Source organism: Variovorax sp. CF079, from assembly GCF_900101545.1.
Classification (GTDB): domain Bacteria; phylum Pseudomonadota; class Gammaproteobacteria; order Burkholderiales; family Burkholderiaceae_C; genus Variovorax.
Genome location: NZ_FMZU01000006.1, coordinates 155791 through 179703, shown reverse-complemented (window position 1 = coordinate 179703; position 23913 = coordinate 155791). Strand labels below are relative to the sequence as shown.

At 67.9% G+C, this 23913-nt stretch carries 22 protein-coding genes; 10 read left to right on the top strand and 12 right to left on the bottom strand.

Annotated features, from left to right (window positions below; genetic code table 11):
• The first annotated feature begins 65 nt into the window (after positions 1–65).
• Positions 66–1181 carry a DUF3108 domain-containing protein gene (locus BLS74_RS10035; protein ID WP_093105465.1) on the top strand — a complete coding sequence of 372 codons (1116 nt, stop codon included), beginning with the start codon at positions 66–68 and terminating at the stop codon, positions 1179–1181.
• 121 nt (positions 1182–1302) lie between these two features.
• Positions 1303–1581, top strand: a complete 279-nt coding sequence (locus BLS74_RS10030) for a BTH_I0359 family protein (protein ID WP_170855562.1) — start codon at positions 1303–1305, stop codon at positions 1579–1581.
• Here the strand turns inward: BLS74_RS10030 and BLS74_RS10025 are convergent.
• Complete coding sequence (locus BLS74_RS10025) at positions 1575–2648, bottom strand: AbrB family transcriptional regulator (protein ID WP_244503820.1); 1074 nt, start codon at positions 2646–2648, stop codon at positions 1575–1577. The two genes, BLS74_RS10030 and BLS74_RS10025, sit on opposite strands and share 7 nt — an antisense overlap.
• A 62-nt stretch (positions 2649–2710) precedes the next feature.
• Between BLS74_RS10025 and BLS74_RS10020 the strand changes: the two genes are divergently transcribed.
• Positions 2711–3526 (top strand): ChaN family lipoprotein, encoded by an 816-nt coding sequence (locus tag BLS74_RS10020; protein ID WP_093105169.1) that lies wholly within the window; start codon positions 2711–2713, stop codon positions 3524–3526.
• Here BLS74_RS10020 and BLS74_RS10015 read toward each other — a convergent pair.
• Positions 3510–4844 (bottom strand): omega-aminotransferase AptA, encoded by a 1335-nt coding sequence (locus tag BLS74_RS10015; protein ID WP_093105167.1) that lies wholly within the window; start codon positions 4842–4844, stop codon positions 3510–3512. The genes BLS74_RS10020 and BLS74_RS10015 overlap by 17 nt on opposite strands.
• 91 nt (positions 4845–4935) lie before the next feature.
• Between BLS74_RS10015 and purU the strand changes: the two genes are divergently transcribed.
• Genes purU through BLS74_RS09995 form a run of 4 tightly spaced genes read left to right on the top strand, consistent with a single transcriptional unit; the run spans position 4936 to position 8367 of the window.
• Positions 4936–5781, top strand: a complete 846-nt coding sequence (purU, locus tag BLS74_RS10010; RefSeq protein ID WP_093105164.1) for a formyltetrahydrofolate deformylase — start codon at positions 4936–4938, stop codon at positions 5779–5781.
• A gap of 13 nt (positions 5782–5794) precedes the next feature.
• Positions 5795–7270, top strand: a complete 1476-nt coding sequence (locus BLS74_RS10005) for an FAD-linked oxidase C-terminal domain-containing protein (protein ID WP_093105161.1) — start codon at positions 5795–5797, stop codon at positions 7268–7270.
• Between the two features lie 17 nt (positions 7271–7287).
• Positions 7288–7638 carry a CidA/LrgA family protein gene (locus tag BLS74_RS10000; protein ID WP_093105159.1) on the top strand — a complete coding sequence of 117 codons (351 nt, stop codon included), beginning with the start codon at positions 7288–7290 and terminating at the stop codon, positions 7636–7638.
• Between the two features lie 3 nt (positions 7639–7641).
• Positions 7642–8367 carry an LrgB family protein gene (locus BLS74_RS09995; RefSeq protein WP_093105156.1) on the top strand — a complete coding sequence of 242 codons (726 nt, stop codon included), beginning with the start codon at positions 7642–7644 and terminating at the stop codon, positions 8365–8367.
• Positions 8368–8408: 41 nt separating this feature from the next.
• Here BLS74_RS09995 and BLS74_RS09990 read toward each other — a convergent pair whose 3' ends face one another.
• The 4 genes from BLS74_RS09990 to BLS74_RS09975 form a co-directional block, all read right to left on the bottom strand.
• On the bottom strand, positions 8409–8825 hold the full coding sequence (locus BLS74_RS09990; RefSeq protein WP_093105154.1) for a YXWGXW repeat-containing protein: 417 nt from the start codon (positions 8823–8825) through the stop codon (positions 8409–8411).
• Between the two features lie 120 nt (positions 8826–8945).
• Entirely contained in the window at positions 8946–10226 is a 1281-nt protein-coding gene (locus BLS74_RS09985) for an SGNH/GDSL hydrolase family protein (protein ID WP_093105151.1), read from the bottom strand.
• A gap of 64 nt (positions 10227–10290) precedes the next feature.
• Entirely contained in the window at positions 10291–13587 is a 3297-nt protein-coding gene (locus BLS74_RS09980; protein WP_093105149.1) for a carboxyl transferase domain-containing protein, read from the bottom strand.
• Entirely contained in the window at positions 13587–15206 is a 1620-nt protein-coding gene (locus BLS74_RS09975) for an AMP-binding protein (protein ID WP_093105146.1), read from the bottom strand. Before BLS74_RS09975 ends, BLS74_RS09980 begins: the two co-directional genes overlap by 1 nt.
• Before the next feature lie 74 nt (positions 15207–15280).
• On the opposite strand from BLS74_RS09975, the gene BLS74_RS09970 reads away from it, so the two are divergent.
• From BLS74_RS09970 to BLS74_RS09960, 3 genes are all read left to right on the top strand, one after another.
• Positions 15281–15937: a TetR/AcrR family transcriptional regulator gene (locus BLS74_RS09970; RefSeq protein ID WP_093105144.1), complete on the top strand. Its 657-nt coding sequence runs from the start codon at positions 15281–15283 to the stop codon at positions 15935–15937.
• 30 nt (positions 15938–15967) lie between these two features.
• Entirely contained in the window at positions 15968–17218 is a 1251-nt protein-coding gene (locus BLS74_RS09965; protein WP_093105141.1) for a branched-chain amino acid ABC transporter substrate-binding protein, read from the top strand.
• 98 nt (positions 17219–17316) lie between these two features.
• Positions 17317–20535, top strand: coding sequence for a bifunctional cytochrome P450/NADPH--P450 reductase (locus BLS74_RS09960; protein ID WP_093105139.1), 3219 nt, complete (start codon positions 17317–17319; stop codon positions 20533–20535).
• An 11-nt stretch (positions 20536–20546) separates the two neighbouring features.
• On the opposite strand, the gene BLS74_RS09955 is transcribed toward BLS74_RS09960, so the two are convergent.
• The 6 genes from BLS74_RS09955 to BLS74_RS09930 form a co-directional block, all read right to left on the bottom strand.
• Positions 20547–20939: an iron chaperone gene (locus tag BLS74_RS09955; RefSeq protein WP_093105136.1), complete on the bottom strand. Its 393-nt coding sequence runs from the start codon at positions 20937–20939 to the stop codon at positions 20547–20549.
• 13 nt (positions 20940–20952) lie between these two features.
• The gene (locus BLS74_RS09950) at positions 20953–21321 is read right to left on the bottom strand and encodes a VOC family protein (RefSeq protein WP_093105462.1); all 369 of its coding nucleotides are present in this window, start codon (positions 21319–21321) and stop codon (positions 20953–20955) included.
• Between the two features lie 25 nt (positions 21322–21346).
• Positions 21347–22120, bottom strand: coding sequence for an esterase/lipase family protein (locus BLS74_RS09945; RefSeq protein ID WP_093105134.1), 774 nt, complete (start codon positions 22118–22120; stop codon positions 21347–21349).
• Positions 22121–22192: 72 nt separating this feature from the next.
• Positions 22193–22828, bottom strand: coding sequence for a TetR/AcrR family transcriptional regulator (locus BLS74_RS09940; RefSeq protein ID WP_093105131.1), 636 nt, complete (start codon positions 22826–22828; stop codon positions 22193–22195).
• Between the two features lie 27 nt (positions 22829–22855).
• Positions 22856–23311 carry a phasin family protein gene (locus BLS74_RS09935; RefSeq protein ID WP_093105128.1) on the bottom strand — a complete coding sequence of 152 codons (456 nt, stop codon included), beginning with the start codon at positions 23309–23311 and terminating at the stop codon, positions 22856–22858.
• Between the two features lie 48 nt (positions 23312–23359).
• The gene (locus BLS74_RS09930; RefSeq protein WP_093105125.1) at positions 23360–23911 is read right to left on the bottom strand and encodes a hypothetical protein; all 552 of its coding nucleotides are present in this window, start codon (positions 23909–23911) and stop codon (positions 23360–23362) included.
• Positions 23912–23913 lie beyond the last annotated feature (2 nt).

The window sequence follows — 23913 nt, the reverse complement described above, 5'->3', positions numbered from 1 at the left end:
TAAACTGATTGAACGGGCGGCAGTGTACCGAGCGAACCTTGGCGCCGCGTTCCGATCCACATCCGATGCCCCCGCACGCCCTCCCCGCCCAGCCCCCTGTTCCGCGCCCGCCCTGGCGCGGGCTGGCGCTGCTGGCGGCTGCCGTGCTGCTCGCCCACCTGGCGCTGCTGGGCCTGGCACCCATGGCCGTGGGGCCGCATCCTTCGCCGCTGGCCAACAAGTTCAGCACGCGCACCATCGTCATCGCGCCGCCGGCTGCGGAGCCGGTGGCGCCGCAGCCTGCAGCCACCGCCAAGCCGCCCCCCCCCAAACCCGCGCGCCCGCGCCCTGTGGCCCGTCCGCAGGCGCCCGCCCCTGCGCCCGAGAGTCCAGCGGCGGCCGAGGCGGTCGGACCGGATCTGACGGCCCAGGCGCCGGTCGAAGCCGGCGTTCCCGCGGAGCCCGCGCCGGAGGGGGCGGCCCCGGCACCCACTGAGGGCGCATCCGCTGCGGCCGGCAGCAGCGCCGCAGGCCAGGCCGAAGCACCGGTACCGCAGCGCATCCCGGGCTCGGTGCGGCTCGCCTTCGCGGTCACCGGACAGCAGGGCATGGCGCCGATGCAGGGCGTGTTCGGCAACCTGACCTGGCTGCAGGATGGCCAGCAGTACGACGCCCAGCTGTCGCTCAACTTCCTCTTCCGGACCATCCGCAGCCAGCACAGCAACGGCGTGATCGGCGCCAACGGCATCGAACCGGCACGCTTCTCGGACAAGCGCAGGAACGAGGTGGCCTCGCACTTCATGCGCGATCAGGGCACGGTGGTGTTCAGCAACAATGCGCCGAGCGTGCCGCTGATGCCGGGCGCGCAGGATCGGCTGAGCGTGATCCTGCAACTCGGCGCCTTGATGGCCGGCGATCCGGGGCGCTATCCGCCCGGTGCGGCTTTCGCGATCCAGACGGTGGGCCCGCGGGACGCCGACATCTGGATCTTCAAGGTCGAAGACGATGAAAAACTGAGCCTGCAGGCCGGCGAATTCACTGCGCGCAAGCTCACCCGCAACCCGCGCAAGCCCTTCGACGACAAGGTCGAGCTCTGGCTGGCGCCTGAACTCGGCTATCTGCCGGTGCGCATCAAGCAGACCCAGAGCAACGGCGATTTCGCCGATCTGCAACTGCGCAGCGTGGAGTCGATGCGTCCCTGAAGCCGAATGAAGCACAAAAAATCACGGCCTGTACCTACAAAACAACAGCCCATATTGAAACTGGCGCGTTGATTGCTATCTAACCAACATGAATGCCATCGACATCCTCACTGGACCCGCCATGCAAATGCTTTACGACTCCGACTCCTTCGTCGTCGTGCACGTGCAGCCGACCGAAGGCGACTCGCCGGTAGCGCCCGACATTCCGGTGCTGGCGCGCCACGGCTTCGAGATTGTGGACAAGCGCTCCGGCAAGGAGGTCTACCTCGACGGTTCCTGGGCCGAACTGTTCCAGCAGCAGATTGCCGCCTGGCAACTCAACACGCCGACGCAGGAAGAAGTCGAAGACACGCTCGAGGGCTACGCCGAATTGGCGCACACGCCCGTCCTCGTTCACTGAGCGCCGCGGCGCTTTCCATAGAGCTGACCGTACATCGGTCCGACGATCAAGAGCACGGCCACCAGCCGGCACACCTGAAACGCCGTCACCACCGGCACCCCCAGCTGCAACACCTTCGCGGTGATCGCCATCTCGGCGATGCCACCGGGCGAGGTGCCCAGGATCATGGTGGCCGGATGCAGCCCCGTGCTCAAGGCCAAGAGCCACGCGAACGCGCCACAAAGCGCGATCATCGCCAGCGTGCCGAGCGCCACCGTGGCCAGCCAGCGCGGCGCGGTGTGCAGGAACTCGCGGCTGAAGCGCACGCCCAGGCTCACCGCGATCACCAGCTGGGCCGCATTCGACAGCCACACCGGCACGGCCGACAGCTGCTGGCCGGCCATGGTGAATCCCATCGACACCACCAGCGGCCCCATGAACCAGGGGTTGGTGCGCCCCGCGATCCGCATGACCAAGCCGCCGATGCCGGTGGCCGACGCGAGCAGCGCCAGCCCGCCCCAGCGCACCTCGCGCACGCTGGCCACATTGATTTCGAGCCCGTGCAGCGCGCTCCATTGCATCGCGAACGGAATCGCGATCGTGACCAGCACCAGCCGCAGGCTGTGCGCGGCAGCGACCAGATCGGTGCGCGCGCCAACGCGTTCGGCCAGCAGCGTCATTTCGGACGCGCCGCCGATCGCACCTGCGAAGTAAGTCGTGGCTCTCATGGAACGTGCAGGTACATGCGGCATCCGATCCGCATGCAAGCGCTGCAAGCTCCAACCGAAGGCCCAGCCCAGCGCCAGCGCCCAGACGATGGCGAGCACGATGGCCCACCACACGCCAGCCACCAGAGCGACCACCTGCGGCGTGAAGTAGAGGCCCAGCGCGACGCCGATCACCCACTGCCCCGCATTGCGCAAGGGCGTGTGGCTGGCGGTCGGCGCGCCGGCGATCGAGGCCAGGGACACCGCCAGCAGCGGCCCGATCATCCAGGGCAGCGGCGTGTGCAGGGCAAGGCAGAGGCCGGCCGCCACGAGTGCAAGCAAGAGCGTGGCGAGGACGCGAACCGAAAAGCGGAGGGACACGGACAGGAAAACGGGGAAATGGACGGCGGCGCGCTGCGGCCGCTGTCGCATAGTATGGCTCGATGCTGTTTCGACGCTCTTTCACGCCGTCCTTGATCGTGGCCGTGGCCATCCTCACCGGTTGCACGGTCTTCGCGCCGCGCGCGGATGCACCGGTCGCCCAACGCGCGATGGCGCTGCTGCCGGCCGACGCGCTGCTGCTGGGCGAACAGCACGACGTCGCCGAACACCAGGTGATCGAGCGCGAGACGGTCGAGACACTGGCCGCACGCGGCCGCCTGGCCGCCTTGGCGCTCGAGATGGCGGAAGAAGGCGCGACCACGGCTGGCCTCGCGACCACTGCGACCGAAGCGCAGGTGCAGGCCGCGCTGAACTGGAACGAGAAGGCCTGGCCCTGGAGCGCCTACGGCCCGGCCGTGATGGCCGCGGTGCGCGCGGGCGTGCCCGTCGTCGGCGCCAACCTTCCGCGCGAACGCATGAAGGATGCGATGGCCGACGTGTCGCTCGATGTGCAGCTCGGCAAGGAAGCGCACAAGACGCAGCAGGACGCGGTGCGCAACGGCCACTGCAACCTGCTGCCCGAATCGCAGATCGGCCCGATGACGCGCATCCAGATCGCGCGCGACCGCGCGATGGCGCAGGCGATCGTCAAGGCGCGGGTGCCGGGCAAGACCGTACTGCTGCTGAGCGGCGCCGGCCATACCGCCAAGGCGCTCGGCGTGCCGCAGCACCTGCCGAGCGACCTGGCGGTGAAGACGGTTCAACTGCAGGCCGGCGTACCGATGACAGCGCGCGAGCCCGGCGCCTTCGACGCCGTGTGGCTCACGCCTGCCTTGCCGGAAAAAGACTACTGCGCCGGGGTCAAGCGTTCTTCTTGATGGAGTCGGCCAGCGTGTTGACCAGCGTGTCGATATGCGACTTCTCGACGACGAAGGGCGGTGCGATCACGATCACGTCACCCGCCGGCCGCACCAGCGCCCCCTTGTGATAGCAGTCCAGGAAGATGTCGTAGGCCCGCTTGCCCGGTGAGCCCGCGATCGGCGCGAGTTCGACCGCAGCGGCCAGGCCCAGGCTGCGGATGCCGATCACGTTCGGCAGGCCCTTGAAGGTGCTGTGGAAGGCATCGCCCAGCACCTTGCCCATTTCGCCCGCGCGCGGGAACAGCTGCTCCTTCCGCAGCAGCTCGAGCGTCGCAATCGCTGCCGCGCAAGCCACCGGATGGCCCGAATAGGTGTAGCCGTGGAAGAACTCGACCACATGCTCGGGCGCCGAGGTGTTCATCATCGCGTCGTACAGCTTGTCGCGGCAGATCACGCCGCCCAGCGGGATCACGCCGTTGGTCACGCACTTGGCAAAGTTCAGCATGTCGGGCACCACGCCGTAGTAGTCGGAGGCGAAGTTGGTGCCCATGCGGCCGAAGCCGGTGATGACCTCGTCGAAGATCAGGAGGATGCCGTGCTTGTCGCAGATCTCGCGCAGCTTCTGCAGGTAGCCTTTGGGCGGCAGGTACCAGCCGGCGGAACCCGCCACCGGCTCGACGATGATCGCGGCCACGTTGCTCGGGTCGTGCAGCGGCAGGATGCGCTGCTCCAGGTCGGCCAGCGGATCCTCGGCCCACACCGGCTCCTGGTTGTGGATGTAGGCATGGTTCACCGGATCGTGGATGAAGCGCATGTGGTCCACGCGCGGCAAAAAGGCCGAGCCGAACACCTTGCGGTTGCCCGGAATGCCGCCCACCGACATGCCGCCGAAGCCGACGCCGTGGTAGCCCTTCTCGCGGCCGATGAAGAGATTGCGGTGCCCTTCCCCGCGCGCGCGGTGGTAGGCCAGCGCCACCTTCAGCGAGGTGTCGGCGGCTTCGCTGCCGGAGTTGCAGAACAGCACCTTGTTGAGGTCGCCCGGCGCCATCGCGGCGATCATCTCGGCGGCCTTGAAAGCACGGTCGTTGCTGACCTGGAAGGCGGTCGCGTAGTCGAGCGTGTCGAGCTGCTTCTTGATCGCCTCGTTGATGGGCTTGCGGTTGTGGCCCGCGCCCACGCACCAGAGCGAGGAGATGCCGTCGATCACCTTCTTGCCGTCATGGGTGGTGAACTCCATCCCGTCGGCGGCCACGAAGACCCGCGGGTCCTTCTTGAAGTGGCGGTTGGGGGTGAAGGGCAACCACTGGTTGTCCATGGTGAAGTCGTTGTAGGCCATGGGTCACTCCTGCCGGGGAGGCGCTGAAGGGGAGAAGGGCATTTTGGCACCGGCTGCGTTGCCCGGCAGCCCTGCGACAATCTCCGCCCTTATGACCCCCGCGTATATCCTCACCCTTTCCTGCCCCGACCGCACCGGCATCGTCCATGCCGTCTCAGGCTTTCTGCTCGAGCGCGGCGGCAACATCGAAGAAGCGGCGCAGTACAACGACCACGGCACGGGCCTGTTCTTCATGCGCGTGCGCTTTGCCTGCGACCAGAGCGAAGCCGCCTTGCGCGAGCAGATCGCCGGCCTGGCCCAAAGCTTCGACATGCGCTGGAAGCTGCACGCCGCGGCCGAGCCGATGAAGACCGTGATCCTGGTCAGCAAGGAAGGCCATTGCCTCAACGACCTGCTGTTCCGCTGGAAGAGCGGCCTGCTCGCGATCGACGTGCGCGCCATCATCTCGAACCACCGCGACTTCTACCAGCTGGCCGCCAGCTACAACGTGCCCTTCCACCACATCCCGGTGACGGCCGCGACCAAGGCCCAGGGCGAGGCGAAGCAGCTGGAGATCATCGAAGCCGAAGGCGCCGAGCTGGTGGTGCTGGCGCGCTACATGCAGATCCTCAGCAACGAGCTGTGCACCCAGCTGGCCGGCCGCGCCATCAACATCCACCATTCCTTCCTGCCCAGTTTCAAGGGCGCCAAGCCCTACTACCAGGCGCATGACCGCGGCGTGAAGCTGATCGGCGCCACCGCCCACTACGTGACCGCCGACCTCGACGAGGGTCCGATCATCGAGCAGGACGTGGAACGCGCCGACCACACCGACACCGTCGAAGACCTGACGGCGCGCGGCCGCGACACCGAGAGCCAGGTGCTGGCCCGCGCCGTGAAGTGGCACAGCGAGCACCGCGTGCTGCAGAACGGACACCGGACGGTGGTGTTCAAGTAGTAGAGTCTTTTCCATGAACGCGCTCCACGCCTCCGAACGCCAGTCGCAGGTGGTGCGCGCGCTGCAGGCCCACCTGCCGGCGCACGCGCTGATCTGGAACGCCGAGGACACCACGCCCTACGAGTGCGATGGCCTCACCGCCTACCGCCAGCGGCCGCTGGCCGTGGCCTTGCCGGAGACCGAGGCGCAGGTTGCGGCCGTGCTCAAGACCTGCCACGCGCTCGGCGTGCCCGTCGTGGCGCGCGGCGCGGGCACCGGGCTCTCGGGCGGCGCGATGCCCAACGCCGTCGGCGTCACGCTCTCGCTGGCCAAGTTCAACAACATCCTGAAGATCGACCCGGTCAGCCGCACCGCGGTCGTCCAGTGCGGGGTGCGCAACCTCGCGATCAGCGAGGCGGCCGCGCCTTTCAACCTCTACTACGCGCCCGACCCTTCGAGCCAGATCGCCTGCACCATCGGCGGCAACGTGGCAGAGAATTCGGGCGGGGTGCACTGCCTCAAGTACGGCCTCACGCTGCACAACGTGCTGCGCGTGCGCGGCTTCACCGCCGAAGGTGAGGCGATCGAGTTCGGCAGCGAGGCGCTCGATTGCGCGGGCCTGGACCTGCTCGCGCTCGTGATCGGCAGCGAAGGCATGCTGGCCGTGACCACCGAGGTCACCGTCAAGCTGGTGCCCAAGCCGCGGCTCGCGCGCTGCATCATGGCCAGCTTCGACGACGTGCGCAAAGCCGGCGATGCGGTGGCGGCCGTGATCGCGGCCGGCATCATCCCGGCGGGTCTCGAGATGATGGACAAGCCGATGACGGCCGCGGTCGAGGACTTCGTGCGCGCCGGCTACGATCTCGACGCCGAAGCCATCCTGCTGTGCGAATCCGACGGCACGCCCGAGGAGGTCGAAGAAGAGATCGGTCGCATGAGCGCCGTGCTGCGCGATTGCGGCGCCACCGCGCTCTCGGTGAGCCGCGACGAGGACGAGCGCCTGAAGTTCTGGAGCGGCCGCAAGAACGCCTTCCCGGCCTCGGGCCGCATCAGCCCCGACTACATGTGCCTCGACTCGACCATCCCGCGCAAGCGCCTGGCCGACATCCTGCTCGCGATCCAGCAGATGGAGAAGAAGTACAACCTGCGCTGCTGCAACGTGTTCCATGCCGGCGACGGCAACCTGCATCCGCTGGTGCTCTTCGATGCCAACGACCCCGACGAGCTGCACCGCTGCGAGCTCTTCGGCGCCGACATCCTGGAGACCAGCGTCGCGATGGGCGGCACGGTGTCGGGCGAGCACGGCGTGGGCGTAGAGAAGCTCAACAGCATGTGCGTGCAGTTCACGGCCGAGGAGAACGAGCAGATGTTCGGCGTCAAGCGCGCCTTCGATCCGGCAGGTCTGCTGAACCCCGGCAAGGCCATTCCCACACTGCAGCGCTGCGCCGAGTACGGCCGCGAAGTGGTGCGCGGCGGGCGCGTGGCGCATCCGGACCTCCCTCGCTTCTGAATGAGAAGGCACGCACGATGAACGGCTTGCGCGGCCTGGCCTGGCTGCTCGTGTTCCAGTCGATCGGCGAAGTGCTCTCTCGTGGCTTGTCGCTGCCGCTGCCCGGGCCGGTACTCGGCTTGATGTTGCTGCTCGGCGCGCTCTACTTCCCCGCGGTGCGCGAGCCGGTGGCCGAATGCGCGAGCTTCATGCTCGCGCACCTGTCGCTGCTGTTCATTCCGGTCGGCGTCGGTGTGATGACGCATCTCGCGCTCCTCGGCCAGTACGGTGGGCGCATGCTCTTCGTCGTCGTGCTGTCGACCTGGATCGGGCTGGCGGTGACCGTGCTGGTGCTCCATGGATTCAACCGCAAGAAGAACAAGACCTGAGCCGTGCCGCGCTTCGTCGAACTCTGGATCTATCTCTCGGCCACGCCGCTCTTCGGCCTCACGGCCACGCTGGTGGTCTACCTGCTGGCAAACGCGGCCTACGCGAAGCTGGGCAGCGCGCCCTGGGCCAACCCAGTGCTGTGGTCGGTGATCGCGCTCGCGGGCGGGCTGCTGGCCACGGGCGTGGACTACCCGAGCTACTTCGCGGGCGCGCAGTTCATCCACTTCCTGCTGGGTCCGGCGGTGGTGGCGCTGGCCTGGCCCTTGTGGCAGCGGCGCGCCGAACTGCGCGCGCGCTTTGGCCGCCTCTTGCTCGCGGCGCTGGCAGGCGGCGTGGCGGCGGGCGGATCGGCCGTCGCGCTGGGCTGGGCGGTGGGCCTGCCGCACGACGTGGTGCTCTCGCTCGCGCCCAAGTCGGTCACGGCGCCGGTGGCAATGGGCATCTCGGAAAAGATCGGCGGCATTCCGGCACTGTCTGCAGTGTTCGCGGTGCTCACCGGCATGATCGGCGCGCTCTCGGGGAAGTACCTCTTCGACGCGCTGCGCATCGGTACCGATGCCACCGGCTATGCGGCGCGCGGCTTTGCGCTCGGCACCACGGCCCATGGCATCGGCGCGGCGCGTGCGTTGCACGTGGATGCCGATGCGGGCGCGTATGCAGGCTTGGCGCTGGGCATGCAGGTGGTGCTGGCTGCGTTGCTGATGCCGATGGTGTTCCGGATGCTCTAGAAAGAAAAACGCCCGGCGAGACGGGCGTTCTTCCTGGCTACTCAATTTCTGTTCGGATTGTTAGGCCGGCTGTCGTAGCGATTGGGCACGCCGTCGTTGTCGCGGTCGCGGTCGTAGCGGTTCGGCACGCCGTCGCGGTCGCGGTCCCAGCGGCCGCGGTTGTATTCCCAGCGGCCATCGCGTTCACGCCATTCCGGCGCACGGTAGGCATAGCCGGATCGTGCGCGAACCCATCCGCCGCGAACCCAGACATGGCGCCCACCATGCCACTCGTAGTGGCCGGGCGCCCACACATAGCCGCGGCGCGGCGGCGGCATGCGTTCGGAGCGCGGCGGCGGTGGCGGCGTCTGGATGATGACCGCGGGCTGGGCCTGCGCGGTGGTCGGTATCGTCACGGCGGCGCCCACCGAAAGAAGGGACGCGGCGCCCACGGCCAAGGTGACAGCAAGTTTTTTCATGGGGGGGGCTCCTCATGAGTTGTTGGAGCCTTCATCGTCCCTGGCCGATGTGAAGCCCGTGTAAGCCTCACGCGAAATCTTGTGTAAAGCTGTGTCGCCTCTTGCTGCCTGCCGAAGGCGCTATTCCCGCAGTTCGCGCACGTCGATGGCATCCGCCATCGCGGCATAGCCGGCGTTGCCGGGATGCAAGTGATCACCCCCGTCGTGGAGCGGATCGAGCGCCGCCGGATCGGCCGGATTGCGCAAGGCCCGATCGAAATCCACCACCGCATCCACGTCCTGGCGGCCGCGGATCCAGCGGTTCACCGCCTGCCGGCGAATCTCCTTTTCCTCGCTCCAGGAGACCGCGCCCTTGAAGGGCGTGATGGTGCCCAGCAGCACCTTCACGCCCTTGGCATGCGCCTCCTCGATCAGCTGCTGCAAAGCGGCCGTGATCTGCTCGGCGCTGGGCGGATGGAACACCGGCGCGAGCCCCTGTACCGCGATGGGCAAGCTGAGGCCGATGTCGTTGATGCCGATCAGGATCACCGCATGCGTGACGCCGCTTTGCGCCAGCACGTCGCGCCGGAAGCGCTCGATGCCCCGCGGGCCGACGCCATCGGTGAGCAAGCGGTTGCCGGCGATGCCGGCATTGATCACCGCCACGGACCCGGCACTGCCGGGCTGCTCGCGCATGCGCGTCGCGAGCCGGTCCGGATAGCGCGAGGGCAGCGCCTGCCCCTCGCCGGCACCCAGGCCTTGGGTGATGGAGTCGCCGAATGCGACCACCACGCGCGGCGCGGCCGGGCTGGCGACGTCGAGGCCGGTCACGATGTGGTTCCATGACGACGGCGTTGCATTGCGCCACTTCGGCTGCATGAGCGCAGGCCCCGGCACCATCGATGTGCTTCCAAGATGATGCACGGTCGCGAAGGACGTGCGCGCCTCGACCTGAAAGCTCACCGCCACGGCCTGCCCGGGCTCGACACCGAGCCGTGCGCCATCGCTCCAGAGCTCCTCGCCCGGAGCGATCGTCGCGCTCGCCAGGCCACCGAAACGCAGATCTTGCAGCGTCGCCGGCGACACCGCATCGGGGCCGGTGCTGCGCGCCACGCTGGCGCCGACGATGCGCAAGGGCTCTTTGCCGAACAGGTTGGAAAAGCGAACACGTACACGCTCGCCGCCCAGCGTCGGCAACACGCGCAGGCGCAGGGTCTGGCCGTCGATGACAGGGGGCGGCGCACCCGCCGGCGAAGTCTGGATGCCGGGGAGCGCGGGCGCCTTCAGGTAGTCCTGCGGCGCGGCGGCCCAGCTGGCGACCCAGCGAATGGCGGGCACTGCCCGCGGCTGGGCCGGCAACGCGACGGGCAGAAGGCTCAGCAGCAGCGCGGTGCAGGCGGCGAATCGTGAAACAAGGTTCATGCGCAAAAGCACCCCAGTTTACGGAGCCTTCGCGGCCCCCGTGTAACTCAGGGCCTTGCGCGCCTCACCAGGTATCGACGTAGGGCGCGACCGAGTGCTGTGCAGCAGCGCACGATGCCAGCCCGCGCGCCAGCCAGGCGCGCGTGTCGGCGGGGTCGATCACCGCATCGATCTCCAGCGTCTGCGCCATGTGGATCGCTTCGCCGTTCGCATACTGCTGGGCCACCAGCTTCTTGAACAAGGCATCGCGTTCCACGCCCTCGGCCGCGGCCTCGAGTTCCTTGCGGAAACCAAGCCGCACCGCGCCCTCGAGCCCCATGGCGCCGAATTCGCCCGTGGGCCAGGCCACGGTGAAGACCGGCGCATCGAAGCCCCCGGCCGTCATCGCCTGCGCGCCCAATCCATAGCCCTTGCGCAGCACCACGGCGAAATAGGGCACGCGCAGGTGCGAGGCCACCATGAACATCCGGCACACGTGGCGCACTTGCGCCTCGGCTTCGATCTCGGGCCCGACCATGAAGCCCGGCGTGTCGCACAGCGCGACCAGCGGCAAGCCATGCGCGTTGCACAGCTGCATGAAGCGCGCGGCCTTGTCGGCCGCTTCGACGTCGATCGCGCCGCCGAGATGGTGCGGGTTGTTCGCGAGCAGGCCCACGGGCTTGCCCTCGATGCGCGCCAGCACCGTCACGATGCCGGCGCCGAAACCGGCGCGCAGCTCCAGCAGCGAGCCGCTGTCGGCCACGCCGCGCATCGCGGCGCGCACGTCGTACACGCGCAACCGATTCTCGGGCACCGCATGGCGCAGCGCACGCGGATCGGCGCACTGCCAGTCGCTCGTCGGACCCTGGAAGTAGGAGATGTATTGCTTCGCCGCGGCGACCGCATGCGCTTCGTCCTTCACCAGGATGTCGATCACGCCGTTGCGCGACTGCACGCTGCTGGGCCCGATCTGTTCGGGCGCGAAGGTGCCGAGGCCACCGCCTTCGATCATCGCGGGTCCGCTCATGCCGATGTTGCTGGCCTCGGTGGCGATGATCACGTCGGCGCAGCCGACCAGCGCCGCGTTGCCCGCGAAGCAGCGGCCGTGCACGATGCCCACCACCGGCACCTTGCCCGACAGCGCCGCGAACTGGCTGAACGTGTGGTTGTTGAGGCCGGCGACGATGGGCATGTCGGTATCGCCCGGCCGCCCGCCGCCGCCTTCGGCGAACAGCACCACCGGCAGCTTCAGCTGGTGCGCAATGCCCAGCATGCGGTCGGTCTTGTGGTGGTTGCGCATGCCCTGCGTGCCGGCCAGCACCGTGTAGTCGTAGGCCATGACCACGCAGCGCGACCTCTCGGGGCCGAACTGCTTCGCGTTGATGCTGCCGATGCCGGTCACCATGCCGTCGGCCGGCGTGTTGGCGACCAGGTCTTCGAGCGTGCGGCGGCGCGTCTGTGCGGCGATGGCGAGCGCGCCGTATTCGGTGAAATTGCCGGGGTCCTCGGCCAGCTCGCACAGGTCCGCGATGTTGGCGCGCGCGGTGCGGCCACCCTGCGCGTGGCGCTTCGCGACCGCGGCGGCGCGGTTGGCGTCGAGCGTGGGCGCATGGCGGTCGATCACCTTCTGCAGGTCGGGCCGGATGGCATCGAGATCGTGCTCGGCGCGCGCCTCGGCCTCCACGGCCTGCGCATCCACCGCTTCGAGCCGCACCAGCGACTGGCCCTCGACCAGGTAGTCGCCGGGCACGGCCAGCAGCGCAAGCACGCGGCCGGCCGCGGGCGCGTGCAGCAGATGCTCCATCTTCATCGCCTCGAGCACGCCGAGCTGTGCGCCGGCCGGCAGGACGTCGCCGACCTCGACCTCGAACTGCACCAGCCGCGCGGGCATCGGGGCCTTGATCACGAGGTCGTTTTCCTCGTCCTCCTGCGGCACGGCCACGTCGTTCGTGCCAGAAACGGGCCCTGCCGACTTCGCCGCATCGATGTGCACGGCCGCGGCGAGCAGATCCGCCAGATGCTCTTCGACGAAGCGCGTGTGCACCTTCTGCGTCGCGAACTCGGGCCGCGCTCCGATCGCGCGCAGCAGCGCCAGGTTGGTCGTCATGCCCTCGATGGCGCATTCTCCGAGCGCGCGCAGCGAGCGCCGCAGCGCGTCGGCGAAGCTCGGCGAGGACGAATGCACGATCAGCTTGGCGAGCAGCGTGTCGTAGTGGGGCGAAGGCGCGAGGCCCGCGTAGCCGTGCGTGTCGACACGCACGCCGGGACCGGCCGGCAGGTCGAAGCGCGACAGGATCCCGCCGGACGGCCTGGCGTTGCTCTCTACGTCGAGCGTTTCGGCATTGATGCGCCATTGCACCGCGAAGCCGCGCTGCGCCGCGCTTCGATTCGCATCGATGCCGAGCGCGGCCAACGGCTGCCCGGACGCGACCGCGATCTGCAACTGAACCAGGTCGAGCCCGGTGACGGCCTCGGTCACCGTGTGCTCGACCTGCAACCTCGGATTGGCTTCGATGAAGACGAAAGGAAGATTCTTCGACTGCTCGTCGACCAGGAATTCGAAGGTGCCCAGCCCCTCGTAGTCCACGGCCTGCGCCATGCGCAGCGCCGCCTGCGTGATGCGCTCGCGCAGCGCGGACGAGAGCGAAGGGCTCGGCGCGATCTCGACCAGCTTCTGGAAGCGCCGCTGCAAGGTGCACTCGCGTTCGCCCAGGCTGGCGACCGCGCTGCCGTCGCCCAATACCTGCACCTCGATGTGGCGCGCATTGCGCATCAGCCGCTCGACATAAACGCCCTCGACGCCGAAGGCCGCCTTCGCTTCGGACACGCAGCGTGCATGCGCTCCCGGCAGATCCGCCGCGTTCAGCACGGCCCGCATGCCGCGACCGCCACCACCGCCGATGGCCTTCACCATGACGCCGGCACCCTCTGCCTGCTGCGCGGCAAAGAAGGCCTGCGCTTCGGCCAGCGTCACCGCGCCGGCGCTGCCCGGCATCACAGGCACATCGCACTGCTCCGCCAAAGCACGCGCACGCGCCTTGTCGCCGAAGAGGGCAAGCTGCTCTGGCGTTGGGCCGATGAAGCGCAGCCCGGCCTCCGCGCAAGCCTGCGCGAAGTCCGAGCGCTCGCTGAGGAAGCCGTAGCCGGGATGGACCGCATCGCAGCCCTGCTCGCGCGCGATTGCGATCAGCGCCGCAATGTCCAGATAGGCCGAGGGGCCCGTGGCGCCGAGCGCGATGGCCGTGTCCGCCAGTTGAACATGCAGCGCATTCGCATCGTCTTTCGCATGGACGGCAACGCTTTCGATACCCAGGTCGCGCAGCGCGCGCACCAGGCGCACCGCGATCTCGCCGCGATTGGCAATCAGAATTCTTCGGAACATCAGGGCTGGTCTTTCAGCAGCCGGCGCAGCACCTTGCCGGCACCCGTGGTGGGCAAGGCATCGATGAAGCGCACGGCACGCGGCGCCTTGTAGCTGGCCATGTTCTCGCGCGACCAGGCGATCAGCGCATCGGCGTCGAGCTCCAAGCCCGGCTTCTTCACGACGAAGGCCTTGACCACCTCGCCCTTCTCCGCATCGGGTTGCGCGACGACCGCGGCCTGCGCCACCGCCGGATGCTTGATGAGAATGGTCTCGACCTCTTCCGGAAACACGCTGTAGCCCGAGACCTTGATCATCTCCTTGAAGCGGCCGATGAACGTGAGATAGCCGTCGGCATCGAGCTTGCCCATGTCGCCGGTGTGCACCCAACCCTTGCGCAAGGTTGCGGCCGTGGCCTCGGGCTTGTTCCAGTAGCCCTTGAAGGTGCCCGGGCTCGTGAGCACGATCTCGCCGACCTCGCCCACCGCCTTGTCTTCGCCGGTGTCGGCATCGACGATGCGGATCGTGACGCCTGGCACCGCGACGCCCTGCGTGCCCCAGCGCGGCGCGTGGTGCGGCGTGTAGGTGTCGCAGGTGTGGGTTTCGGAGAGGCCGTAGGCGGCTTCGAAGGAGGTGCAATTCTTCGCGAAGCCGCGCCATTGCGCAGCCAGCGGCTCGGTGAAGGTGATGCCGAAGCTCGTGACCGGGTTCATGCGCAGGCTAGCCAGATCGAAGCGCGTGATGCCTTCCACCTGCATGCAGGCCACGTTCATCGGCGCGATGCTGTACCACCAGTTGACCTTGTAGCGTTCGATGGCCTGCAGCACAGCGCGCGGCTCGAAGCGGTGCAGCAGCACCGAGGTGGCGCCGGTGAGCACCGGCACGTCGACCCCCATCAGCATGCCGGCGATGTGATAGAGCGGCGCGATCGACAGCAGCACGTCGCTCGCGGCAACGCCGTTGCAGTCGGCGGCGGCGCGCGTCTTGAAGAGCGCATTGCCGTAGCTCAGCATCGCGCCCTTGGGCAGGCCGGTGGTGCCGGAGGTGTAGGTCATGAGCGCAATGTCGTCCATCGACAGCGCGACCGGCGACGGGCGCGCGCCGCTTTGCATCACGGCGAGGAAATCTTCGCAGCCCGCCGGCACGTTGCGCGGCTCGCGCTGCGTCGCAGCGAGGTCACCCGGGAGGTCGAGCGTCGGGTCATCCGGCAGCAGATCGGCGTAGTGCACCACGAACACATGTTCCAGCGCACTCGCCGGCTTCACCTTGTCGACCACCGGCAAGAGCGACGAAGCCGCGACGATCACGCGCGCCTTCAGGTCATTGACCTGGTAGGCCAGCTCATGCTCCTTGTTGAGCGGCCCGCTCGGACACACGATGGCGCCGATCTTCTGGATGCCGAAGTGCGCCGCCAGGTACTGCGGGCAGTTGTTGAGGAAGAGCACCACCGGATCGCCCTTCTTCACGCCGATGGCCTGCAACCGCGCCGCGAAGGCATCGCTCGCGGCATCGAGCTCGGCGTAGCTCATCGTGCGCCCGTACCAGATGCAGGCTGCGTGATTCCCACGCTCGCGCGCATGGTTGCGCAGGTACTCGTGCAGGGGCTGCTGCGGGCGGTCGGGAAGCGCGGTTGTCTCCATGGCGTCAGTCTCACAGGGTTATCGATAGGGCTGGCCGCTTGCCATCGCCGCATGGTGCTCCAACAATCCTACTCATGGGTATAACTTCGGCGACACCGCACAAACCCCACCTGCCGCAGGGCACCGGCCGCCAGCGCGCCGCGACGCAATCGACCGACGCGCAGCGCGAGCGGATCCTTCAGGCCGCGACCGACCTCTTCGCGCGGCAGGGCTACGCGAACACCACGATGGCGCAGATCGTGCGCGCGCTCGGCGTGACCAAGCCCTTCGTCTACTACTACTTCCGCGACAAGCAGGAGATCTTCGAGACGCTCTCGTGGCGCCCCGCCGTCGACTGCTTCATCTCGCTGGACTTCGCCGACGCCGACGAGCGCCCTGCGGTCGAGAAGGTCAAGGAAGGGATCGAGCGGCTGATCCGCGCCACCGTCACGCACCATCCCTGCGCCTTCTTCCCTTATCGCGAGCCGCAGGTCTACCGCCCCGAGTACATCGCCGCGCAGAAAAAGCTCGCGCACCACTTCTACGACCGGCTCTTTCCGCTGCTCGAGGAAGCCCGCAGCGACGGCGACCTGGACTTCCAGGACACCCGGATCACGGCATTCGCCGCGCTCAGCCTGCCGGGCTTTCTCTACAGCTGGTACCGGCCCGACGGCCGTCTTTCCCCCGACGAGGTGATCGCCCAGTTGTCGAAGCTTGCATGGCGCGTGCTGGGCCTGCGCACGACGACCTGATCCTCACCGACGACCCCAAGGAGACAACGCATGATTTCCCTTCGCCTCGCGCCCCTCGCGCTGGCAATGCTGGCCGCATCGGGCCTCGCATCGGCCCAGCAGACCTACAAGATCGCCTACATCGACCCGCTCTCGGGCCCCTTCGCGAACGTCGGCGAGCTGATGCTCACGCACATCCAGTACGCGGTCGAAGACCTCAATGCCAAGGGCGGCGTGCTCGGCGGTACGAAGCTGCAGTTGCTGCAGTTCGACAGCAAGCTCTCCGCGCAGGAGAGCCAGAGCGCGCTACAGGCCGCCATCGACCAGGGCGCGCAGGCCATCGTCACCGGCGGCTCGGGCTCCTCGGTGGTGACGGCGCTGGTGCAGTCGGTGAACCGCTGGAATCAGCGCAACCCGGGCAAGGAACTGCTGGTGCTCAACCACTCCTCGATCGACCCCGAGATGACCGGCAAGGGCTGCAGCTTCTGGCACTTCCAGACCGAGGCCAACACCGCGATGAAGATGAAGGCGCTGGCCAACTACATCAAGAAGACGCCGGACATCAAGAAGGTCTACCTGCTCAACCAGGACTATGCGCACGGCAAGCAATGGGCCAGCTACGGCCGCCAGCTGGTGGGCCTGGCGCGGCCCGACGTCCAGTTCGTCGGCGAGGCGCTGCATCCCATCGGGCGCGTGAAGGACTTCTCGCCCTACCTCGCGAACGTGCGGCAGGCCGGCGCCGACACGGTGATCAGCGGAAACTGGGGCCAGGACATGACGCTCTTGCTCAAGGCCGCGGGCGACGCCGGCTACAACCTGCGCTACTTCAATCACAGCGCCGGCTCCGTGCCGGGCACCGTGCTCGCGGTGTCGCAGGCCAAGCTGGGCCAGCTGACCTGGGTGGCCGAATGGCATCCGGGGGAGGCCGACACGCCCAAGGCCGATGCGCTCGCCAAGGCCTACAGGGCCAAGACAGGCAAGGACTTCCTCGCGCCGCGCATCGAGTTCACGCCGCGCCTGCTGGCGGCCGCGATCAACAAGGCCGGCAGCACCGATACCGTGAAGGTCGCGCGCGCCCTCGAAGACCTGAGCTTCGACTCGGTGGTCGGCCCCGTGCGCATGCGCGCCGAGGACCACCAGTTGCTGCTGCCCCAGGTCGTCAACACCATCGCACCGGTGGACGGCAAGACGGTCAAGGTGGGCTGGGAAGGCACGAACTATGGTTTTCGCACCGACGCGGTCTACACCGGCAACGAGCTGGCGCAAGGCACGGAATGCAAGATGGTCCGACCTGCCTCCTGATGCCCTCGCGCTAAGGGATAGCCCTGCCTGCCGCGCGCAGCGGCATCGAGATACTGCGATGTCGCCCGCAACGGGCTGACCGGAGGCATCAGAACACCATGGCAGGCAAGAACGCGCTCTACCCGATCCCGCATCCGGCGAAGAAACCCTTCGTCGGCAACATCCTGTCGATCGGCTCCGACTCGCCGGTGCTCGACATGTGGAAGATCGCGCAGGAGCTCGGCGCCATCTACTGGCTCGACATGCCGGGCATGCCGGTGATCGTGGTGTCCTCGGCCGCGCTGGTCGACGAGCTGTGCGACGAGAAGCGCTTCGACAAGAGCACCAAGGGCACGCTGCGCCGGCTGCGCGCGCTCTCGCACGGCCTCTTCACCTCCGACACGCACGAGGCGACCTGGTCGAAGCCGCACAACATCCTCTTGGCCAACTTCAGCCAGCGCGCGATGCAGGCCTACCACCCGATGATGTTGGACATCGCCGAGCAGCTCGTCACCAAGTGGGAGCGGCTCAACTTCGACGAAGAGGTGGACGTGGTGCGCGACATGACCGCGCTCACGCTCGACACCATCGGCCTGTGCGGCTTCGGCTACCGCTTCAATTCCTTCTACCGCGAGGGCTTCCACCCTTTCGTCGACGCGATGGTGCGCACGCTCGAGACGGTGCAGAACCGGCGCGGCATCCCGCTCGAGGAGCTGATGCTCAAGAAGGAGCTGGCGCAGCAGCGCAAGGACATCCGCTTCATGCACAAGATGGTGGAAGACATCATCCAGGAGCGTCGAACGAGCGGCGCCGATATCGCGACCAAACCCGACCTGCTGAGCTACATGATCGCCGGGGTCGACAAGAAGACCGGTGAGCGGCTGGACGACCGGCAGATCCGCGACGAATGCATCGAGTTCCTGATCGCCGGCCATGAGACCACCAGCGGCCTGCTGTCCTTCGCGATCTACTTCCTGCTGAACAACCCCGAGGCGATGGCCAAGGCCCAGGCCGAGGTCGACAACGTGTTCGGGTCCGACCTCTCGGTGAAGCCCAGCTACGCGCAGGTGAACCGCCTGGTCTACGTGCTGCAGGTGCTCAAGGAATCGCTGCGCATGTTCCCGACCGCGCCGGCGATCGCGATGGCGGCGAAGGAAGACACGACCATCGGCGGCCAGTACACGATCAAGAAGCGCAACATGGTCATCATGCATGCGCTCGCGCTGCATCGCGACAAGACGGTGTGGGGCGAGGATGCGGAACGGTTCAACCCCGACCACTTCAGTCGCGAAGCCGAGCGCGAGCGGCCCGTCAATGCCTTCAAGCCCTTCGGCAACGGGCAGCGCGCCTGCATCGGGCGGCAGTTCGCGCTGCAGGAGGCGGTGCTCACGCTGGGCATGATCCTGCAGCGCTTCACGCTGGTCGATCACACGGGCTACAAGCTCAAGATCAAGGAGGCGCTCACGATCAAGCCGGAGGGCTTCAAGATCAAGGCGCTGCTGCGCGATCCGGCCACACGGCCGCGCGGCGAGGCCTCCTCGCAGTCGGTGCAGGCCGCGGTCGAGCGCCCTGCCGCCGCGAAGCCGCAGGCCGCGCGCCACGGCACATCGCTGCTGGTCCTTCAGGGCTCCAACCTCGGCACCGCCGAGGACTTGGCGCGCCAGCTGGCCGAGGCCGGCGAGATGCGCGGCTTCTCGACCCAGCTCGCCTCGCTCGACGACTATGCGGAGCGGCTGCCCGCGAACGGCGCCGTCGCCGTCGTCTGCGCCTCCTACAACGGCGTGGCGCCCGACAACGCGGCCGAGTTCCATCGCTGGCTCGACAAGGCCGACGACTCGCTCAACGGCGTGCGCTTCAGCGTGTTCGGCTGCGGCAACACCGACTGGGCCTCGACCTACCAGGCCGTGCCGCGGCGCATCGACGAGCGGCTCGCCGCGCTCGGCGCGACGCGCGTCCACGCACGCGGCGAAGGCGATGCGCGCGAGGACATGGACGGCGCTTTCCAGGACTGGAGCGATGCGCTGTGGCCGCAGCTCGTCGCGGCCTTCGACCTCAAGCAGGGCGACTACACGCCGGCGCAGAGCGAGCCGCTCTACACGCTGGAGGAACTGCCGCCGCCGCAAAAAAACGCGCTGGTCGATGCGCTGGGCGCCGTGGGCATGCGCGTGATCGAAAACCGTGAGTTGCAAAGCGCCGGCAGCAGCGATGTCGAAGGACGCTCGACGCGGCACGTCGAACTGCAGCTGCCCGAGGGCGTGAGCTACCGGCCCGGCGACCACCTGAGCGTGGTGCCGCGCAACGGCCCGGCGCAGGTGGAGCGCGCGATGGCGCGCTTCGGCTTCGACCGCAAGGCGCATGTGCGCCTGCAGGCGCAACCGGGGCGAAAGGCCGCGCTGCCGGTGGACCAGGTGATCGCGGTCGACCGCCTGCTGGGCGACTACGTCGAGCTCCAGGACGTAGTCACGCGCAAGCAGATCGCCCAACTCGCGGCGCACACCGAATGCCCCTTCACGAAGCCGAAGCTGGCGGCGCTGTCGGGCGCCGACGAGGCCTCCGCGGCGCTCTACAAGAGCGAGGTGCTGCAAAAGCGCAAGTCGGTGCTCGACCTGCTGGAAGAGTTTCCGGCCTGCCAAGTGCCGTTCGCCGTGTTTCTGGAAATGCTGTCGCCGCTCTCGCTGCGCTACTACTCGATCTCCTCATCGCCCTCGGTCGACAGCGTGCGCTGCAGTGTCACGGTGGGCGTGGTGGCGGGCCCTGCGCGCTCCGGTCTCGGCCAGTTCGAAGGCGTGTGCTCCAACTATCTCTCGCGCACCGAGGCCGGCGAAATGGTGCATGGCGTGGTGCGCGAAACCACGGCCGAGGGCTTCCGCCTGCCCGACGACCCGCAGCGTCCGATGATCATGGTCGGGCCGGGCACCGGCCTCGCGCCCTTTCGCGGCTTCCTGCAGGAACGCGAGGCGCAGATCGCCAAGGGCGCGACGCCGGGCAGGGCCATGCTCTTCTTCGGCTGCCGGCATCCCGATCAGGACTTCATCTATGCCGACGAGCTCAAGAGCTGGGCCGAGCGCGGCGTGGTGCAGCTCCACACCGCGTTCTCGCGCGCGGGCGACCGCAAGGTCTATGTGCAGGACCGCATCCGCGAGCAGTCGGCCGAGGTCTGGCGGCTGCTGGAACAGGGCGCGATCGTCTACGTCTGCGGCGACGGCTCGCGCATGGAGCCCGACGTGCGGCGCGCGTTGTCGGACATCGCGCGCGAGCATGGGCAGGACGGCAACGCCTGGCTGGACAGGATGATTGCCGAGAAGCGCTATGTGCTGGATGTGTGGGCGGGGAACTGAAGTCGCGATGATCAGCTTCGCCGCTTCCCCGCCTTCGCGCTTGCCTTGGCCAGGTTCTGCTTGACCCTGAGTTTCACGATCCGCTCGATCAGCCCGTACGGCATCGGCTGGTCGAGCGGGAATCGCAGGTTGCCCTTCTCCCCCGCGTAGGCGGACACGGCCTTCTCCAGCCGCGCGTCGCCCCGCACCGGCGGATAGAAGCCGATGTGCTTCTTGAAGGCCGCGAAGTACACCAGAACACCGCCCAGCGTCAAAGCGGGGATCTGGTAGCTGATCGTCTCCTCGGCGTCGGGTGCGGCCTTCCTGATCGTCGTTCGGATCTCTTCGAGGATCGCCTGCACCTCGGGCGAAAAGGCCGCGATATACGCGTCGATGTTCTTCGGCGTCGTCCGGGTCGTCGCCATGCTGTGTAAAAGCTCAAGCCTCCGGCGCGTGGCACACGGCCTCGACGTTGTGCCCGTCGGGACCGATGACGAAGGCGCCGTAGTAGTTGGCGTGATAGTGCTCGCGCAGCCCCGGCGGGCCGTTGTCCTTGCCCCCTGCGGCGAGCGCTGCGTCGTAGAACCGACGGACCTGCTCGCGGTTCTCGGCCGCGAACGCGATGTGAATGGGACCCGGGCTGCTGCCGAACGAGCCGATCCAGAACTGGGGTCTGCCGGGGCGGCCGAGCATGACCCAGCCTTCACCGTCCATCGCGACACCGATGCCGAGCGGCGCCAGCGCCCGGACATAGAAGGCCTTGCTGGCCTGCAAATCGCTCACATTGAAGCCGATGTGATCGAAGATCATGGCCACCTCCAGATCAGCAGGACTATTCCGGCCGCGCCGGATCAGGAAACACCAGCGGCCCGAGCGCGCCTCGATTGAAAGGCTTCCACGCCCCTTCCGGCTGCGCCAGCCGATCCGCCAGCGCATAGAGCACCGCCGGATGCGCACCCAGCCCCAGGTGGCTGGCCACCACTTCGATGTTCTCCGAGCTCGGCCCGGTCTCTTCCACGCTGCATTGCCACGCGACCACGCCGTCGCTGCGGCTGAAGATCGAGGTGGTGGGCACCTTGGGCGTCGGCCGCACCTGCTTCATGCGCCGCGGGTCTTCCGAGCTCTGGCCACTCACGCCTTCGTAGACGCGCCATGCGTTCGTTGCGCGTGCGCTGCCCGTGAAGGGGCTGCCCAGCGTGACCACGCTGCGCACGAGATCCGGCCGGGTCGACGCGAGCAGGCGCGCGTAGACACCGCCCAGGCTCCAGCCGATCAGGCTGACCTTGCGGCCGGTTTCGGTGTGCAGCGATTCGAGCTTCTCGATCATGCCGTCCTCGATGCCCTCGCGCGGGCCGAGGTTGCGCCCCAGGCCCCAGCCGTGGGCGTCGTAGCCGCGGCTTCGCAGGTAGTGCCGCAGCAGCTTGGTGGACATGTCGCTCGCCACCAGGCCGGGCAGCACCAGCACCGGATGACCGTCGCCGCGCGGCGTCAGTTGCAGCAGCGGCCAGAGGGCGACGGCAGCGCCGGCCTCCCAGAGCGCGCGCGCCTCTGCAAGAAGCAGCAGGCGCGAGGGCGGCGGGATGGGGTTGTGGGTGGCTGCCATCATGAAGTTCTCCTTTGTCGTTCTGAGTGAATGTGCGGTCGCGCAGGCCGAATACCAGTCGGACGGCAAGCTCATTTATCGGAGGTATTTGCCCCGGAGGTAATCAAGGTAAGCCCTCGATTCGCGGGAAACGTAGGGGGAAACCAACGTCAGCGTGTAGAAGGCCGCCAGCCCCGGATCGGCCTGCTGCAGGGCGTCGCGGCCCGGCACCAGCCGCTCGAAGGAAAGCCAGCAGGTGGTGGTGAACACCATCTGCAGCGCGAGCATCTGCGCCTCCTCGGCTGTCGCATCGATGACACCGGCGGCCACCAGCGTTTCGCACAAGGATTGCGCCGCCAGCAGGTTCTGCGCCGTCAGCCCCTGCGCCCGCTGCCCGAGTTCGGGGTACTCGCCGGAGAGGTAGGCCATGTCGCGGTAGACGAAGCGGTAGGCGTCGATGGCCTCGAAGCGCAGGTGCAGCGCGAGCCAGAGGTCGTCGATCGCGCGCACGGTATCCGACGAGGCGTTGAGCAGTTCGAGCCGGTCCTCGAAGCGCCGGAACAGCCGATCGACGATCAGCTGCTTGGCCTTGAAGTGGTAGTGGAGGTTGCCGGGGCTGATCTCGAGCTCGGCCGCGATCCTGTGCGTCGACACTGCCGCGAGCCCTTGCGCGTTGAACAGCGCCAGGCTGGTCTGCAGGATGCGTTCGCGCGTCGTGTTGGAGCTGGCCACGGGCTGAAGGGCTCGAAGCGTTGTGCCTCAGCGCTTGCGCCGGCCGGATTCGATGCGCTCGAGATGCTCGAGCAAGAGGCGCATCTGCTCGCGCAGTTCCTGGATTTCCTGTGCGCTGGGCATGCCCAGTCGCTGCATCGCCGTGGCGACGCGCTGGTCGAACACGTCTTCGAACTTGCGGATACCGAAGCTGTCGAGCCCCGGAAAGCCGCGCGCCGGGGCATCGGGCTTGGGTTGCCCGATGCCGAGCAGGCTTTCGATGACGTTGGTCTGGCGCTTGACGACGTCGTTGCGCACGTTGCCCAAGGCCTTCAGGCCTGCGCGCAGCAGGCCTTGCGCGCCGGCCTTCTTTGCAGGCGCGGCGGCTGTCGTTTTCTTGGCTGGAGCCGCCTTGCGCGGCGCCGACTTCTTGGCCGGCGCCGCTTTCTTGGTGGCCGCCGCCTTCTTCTTCACGCTGACAGTTTCATCGCGGCGAGTCGCCATCGTTGCTCCGGAGGACGTTGAAAGAAAGGCGGCCGGCCGCCACAGCCATCAGGCCTTGCGCGTGGTGCTGCGCACGGCGCGGCGCACCACCGGCTTGGCCTTGGCCTTCACGGTCTTGACAACCTGGGCGGCGCTCGTGTCGCCGGCCACGCGGCTTTCGATCTGCTTGGCACCGGCGGCGATCTTGTCGGCGATCTGCACCGAAACGTTGGCGATCGGCATGTGGACGCTGCCCAGCGTGTTCAGCACCGAGCTGCCGAGCGGCGACTCGACGCGCGCCGCGACCTTGGCGACCGACTCGATGCCGCTCGTGGTACCGGCGGCGACACGGTCCATCACCGAGACCACGCGGCCGGTGTCGATGTCGAGGCGGTTGGCCAGGAAGCCGTTGATCTTGTCTTGCGCGCCGATCAGGCGGGCCTTGATGTCGTCGTTCAGGAGCGGCAGTTGGCGTTTGCCGAGGAAGGCGCTGTAGCGCGAAGCGGCGCCGTTCAGCAGCCGATGCGCGCCGGTGCGGTAGGCGCTGACCAGCGTCTTGCCGGCCTCGTTGTACTGACCGACGACATGGATGGCGGCCGTGGAGATGTTTTGCGTGGACATGG

What these genes read in the sequence shown, in the direction of transcription:
- BLS74_RS10035 (WP_093105465.1), top strand. Translation starts at nt 66, where the DNA reads ATGCCCCCGCACGCCCTCCCCGCCCAGCCCCCTGTTCCGCGCCCGCCC.
- BLS74_RS10030 (WP_170855562.1), top strand. Translation starts at nt 1,303, where the DNA reads ATGCAAATGCTTTACGACTCCGACTCCTTCGTCGTCGTGCACGTGCAG.
- BLS74_RS10020 (WP_093105169.1), top strand. Translation starts at nt 2,711, where the DNA reads ATGCTGTTTCGACGCTCTTTCACGCCGTCCTTGATCGTGGCCGTGGCC.
- BLS74_RS10015 (WP_093105167.1), bottom strand. Translation starts at nt 4,844, where the DNA reads ATGGCCTACAACGACTTCACCATGGACAACCAGTGGTTGCCCTTCACC.
- purU (WP_093105164.1), top strand. Translation starts at nt 4,936, where the DNA reads ATGACCCCCGCGTATATCCTCACCCTTTCCTGCCCCGACCGCACCGGC.
- BLS74_RS10005 (WP_093105161.1), top strand. Translation starts at nt 5,795, where the DNA reads ATGAACGCGCTCCACGCCTCCGAACGCCAGTCGCAGGTGGTGCGCGCG.
- BLS74_RS10000 (WP_093105159.1), top strand. Translation starts at nt 7,288, where the DNA reads ATGAACGGCTTGCGCGGCCTGGCCTGGCTGCTCGTGTTCCAGTCGATC.
- BLS74_RS09990 (WP_093105154.1), bottom strand. Translation starts at nt 8,825, where the DNA reads ATGAAAAAACTTGCTGTCACCTTGGCCGTGGGCGCCGCGTCCCTTCTT.
- BLS74_RS09985 (WP_093105151.1), bottom strand. Translation starts at nt 10,226, where the DNA reads ATGAACCTTGTTTCACGATTCGCCGCCTGCACCGCGCTGCTGCTGAGC.
- BLS74_RS09980 (WP_093105149.1), bottom strand. Translation starts at nt 13,587, where the DNA reads ATGTTCCGAAGAATTCTGATTGCCAATCGCGGCGAGATCGCGGTGCGC.
- BLS74_RS09975 (WP_093105146.1), bottom strand. Translation starts at nt 15,206, where the DNA reads ATGGAGACAACCGCGCTTCCCGACCGCCCGCAGCAGCCCCTGCACGAG.
- BLS74_RS09970 (WP_093105144.1), top strand. Translation starts at nt 15,281, where the DNA reads ATGGGTATAACTTCGGCGACACCGCACAAACCCCACCTGCCGCAGGGC.
- BLS74_RS09965 (WP_093105141.1), top strand. Translation starts at nt 15,968, where the DNA reads ATGATTTCCCTTCGCCTCGCGCCCCTCGCGCTGGCAATGCTGGCCGCA.
- BLS74_RS09960 (WP_093105139.1), top strand. Translation starts at nt 17,317, where the DNA reads ATGGCAGGCAAGAACGCGCTCTACCCGATCCCGCATCCGGCGAAGAAA.
- BLS74_RS09955 (WP_093105136.1), bottom strand. Translation starts at nt 20,939, where the DNA reads ATGGCGACGACCCGGACGACGCCGAAGAACATCGACGCGTATATCGCG.
- BLS74_RS09945 (WP_093105134.1), bottom strand. Translation starts at nt 22,120, where the DNA reads ATGATGGCAGCCACCCACAACCCCATCCCGCCGCCCTCGCGCCTGCTG.
- BLS74_RS09935 (WP_093105128.1), bottom strand. Translation starts at nt 23,311, where the DNA reads ATGGCGACTCGCCGCGATGAAACTGTCAGCGTGAAGAAGAAGGCGGCG.
- BLS74_RS09930 (WP_093105125.1), bottom strand. Translation starts at nt 23,911, where the DNA reads ATGTCCACGCAAAACATCTCCACGGCCGCCATCCATGTCGTCGGTCAG.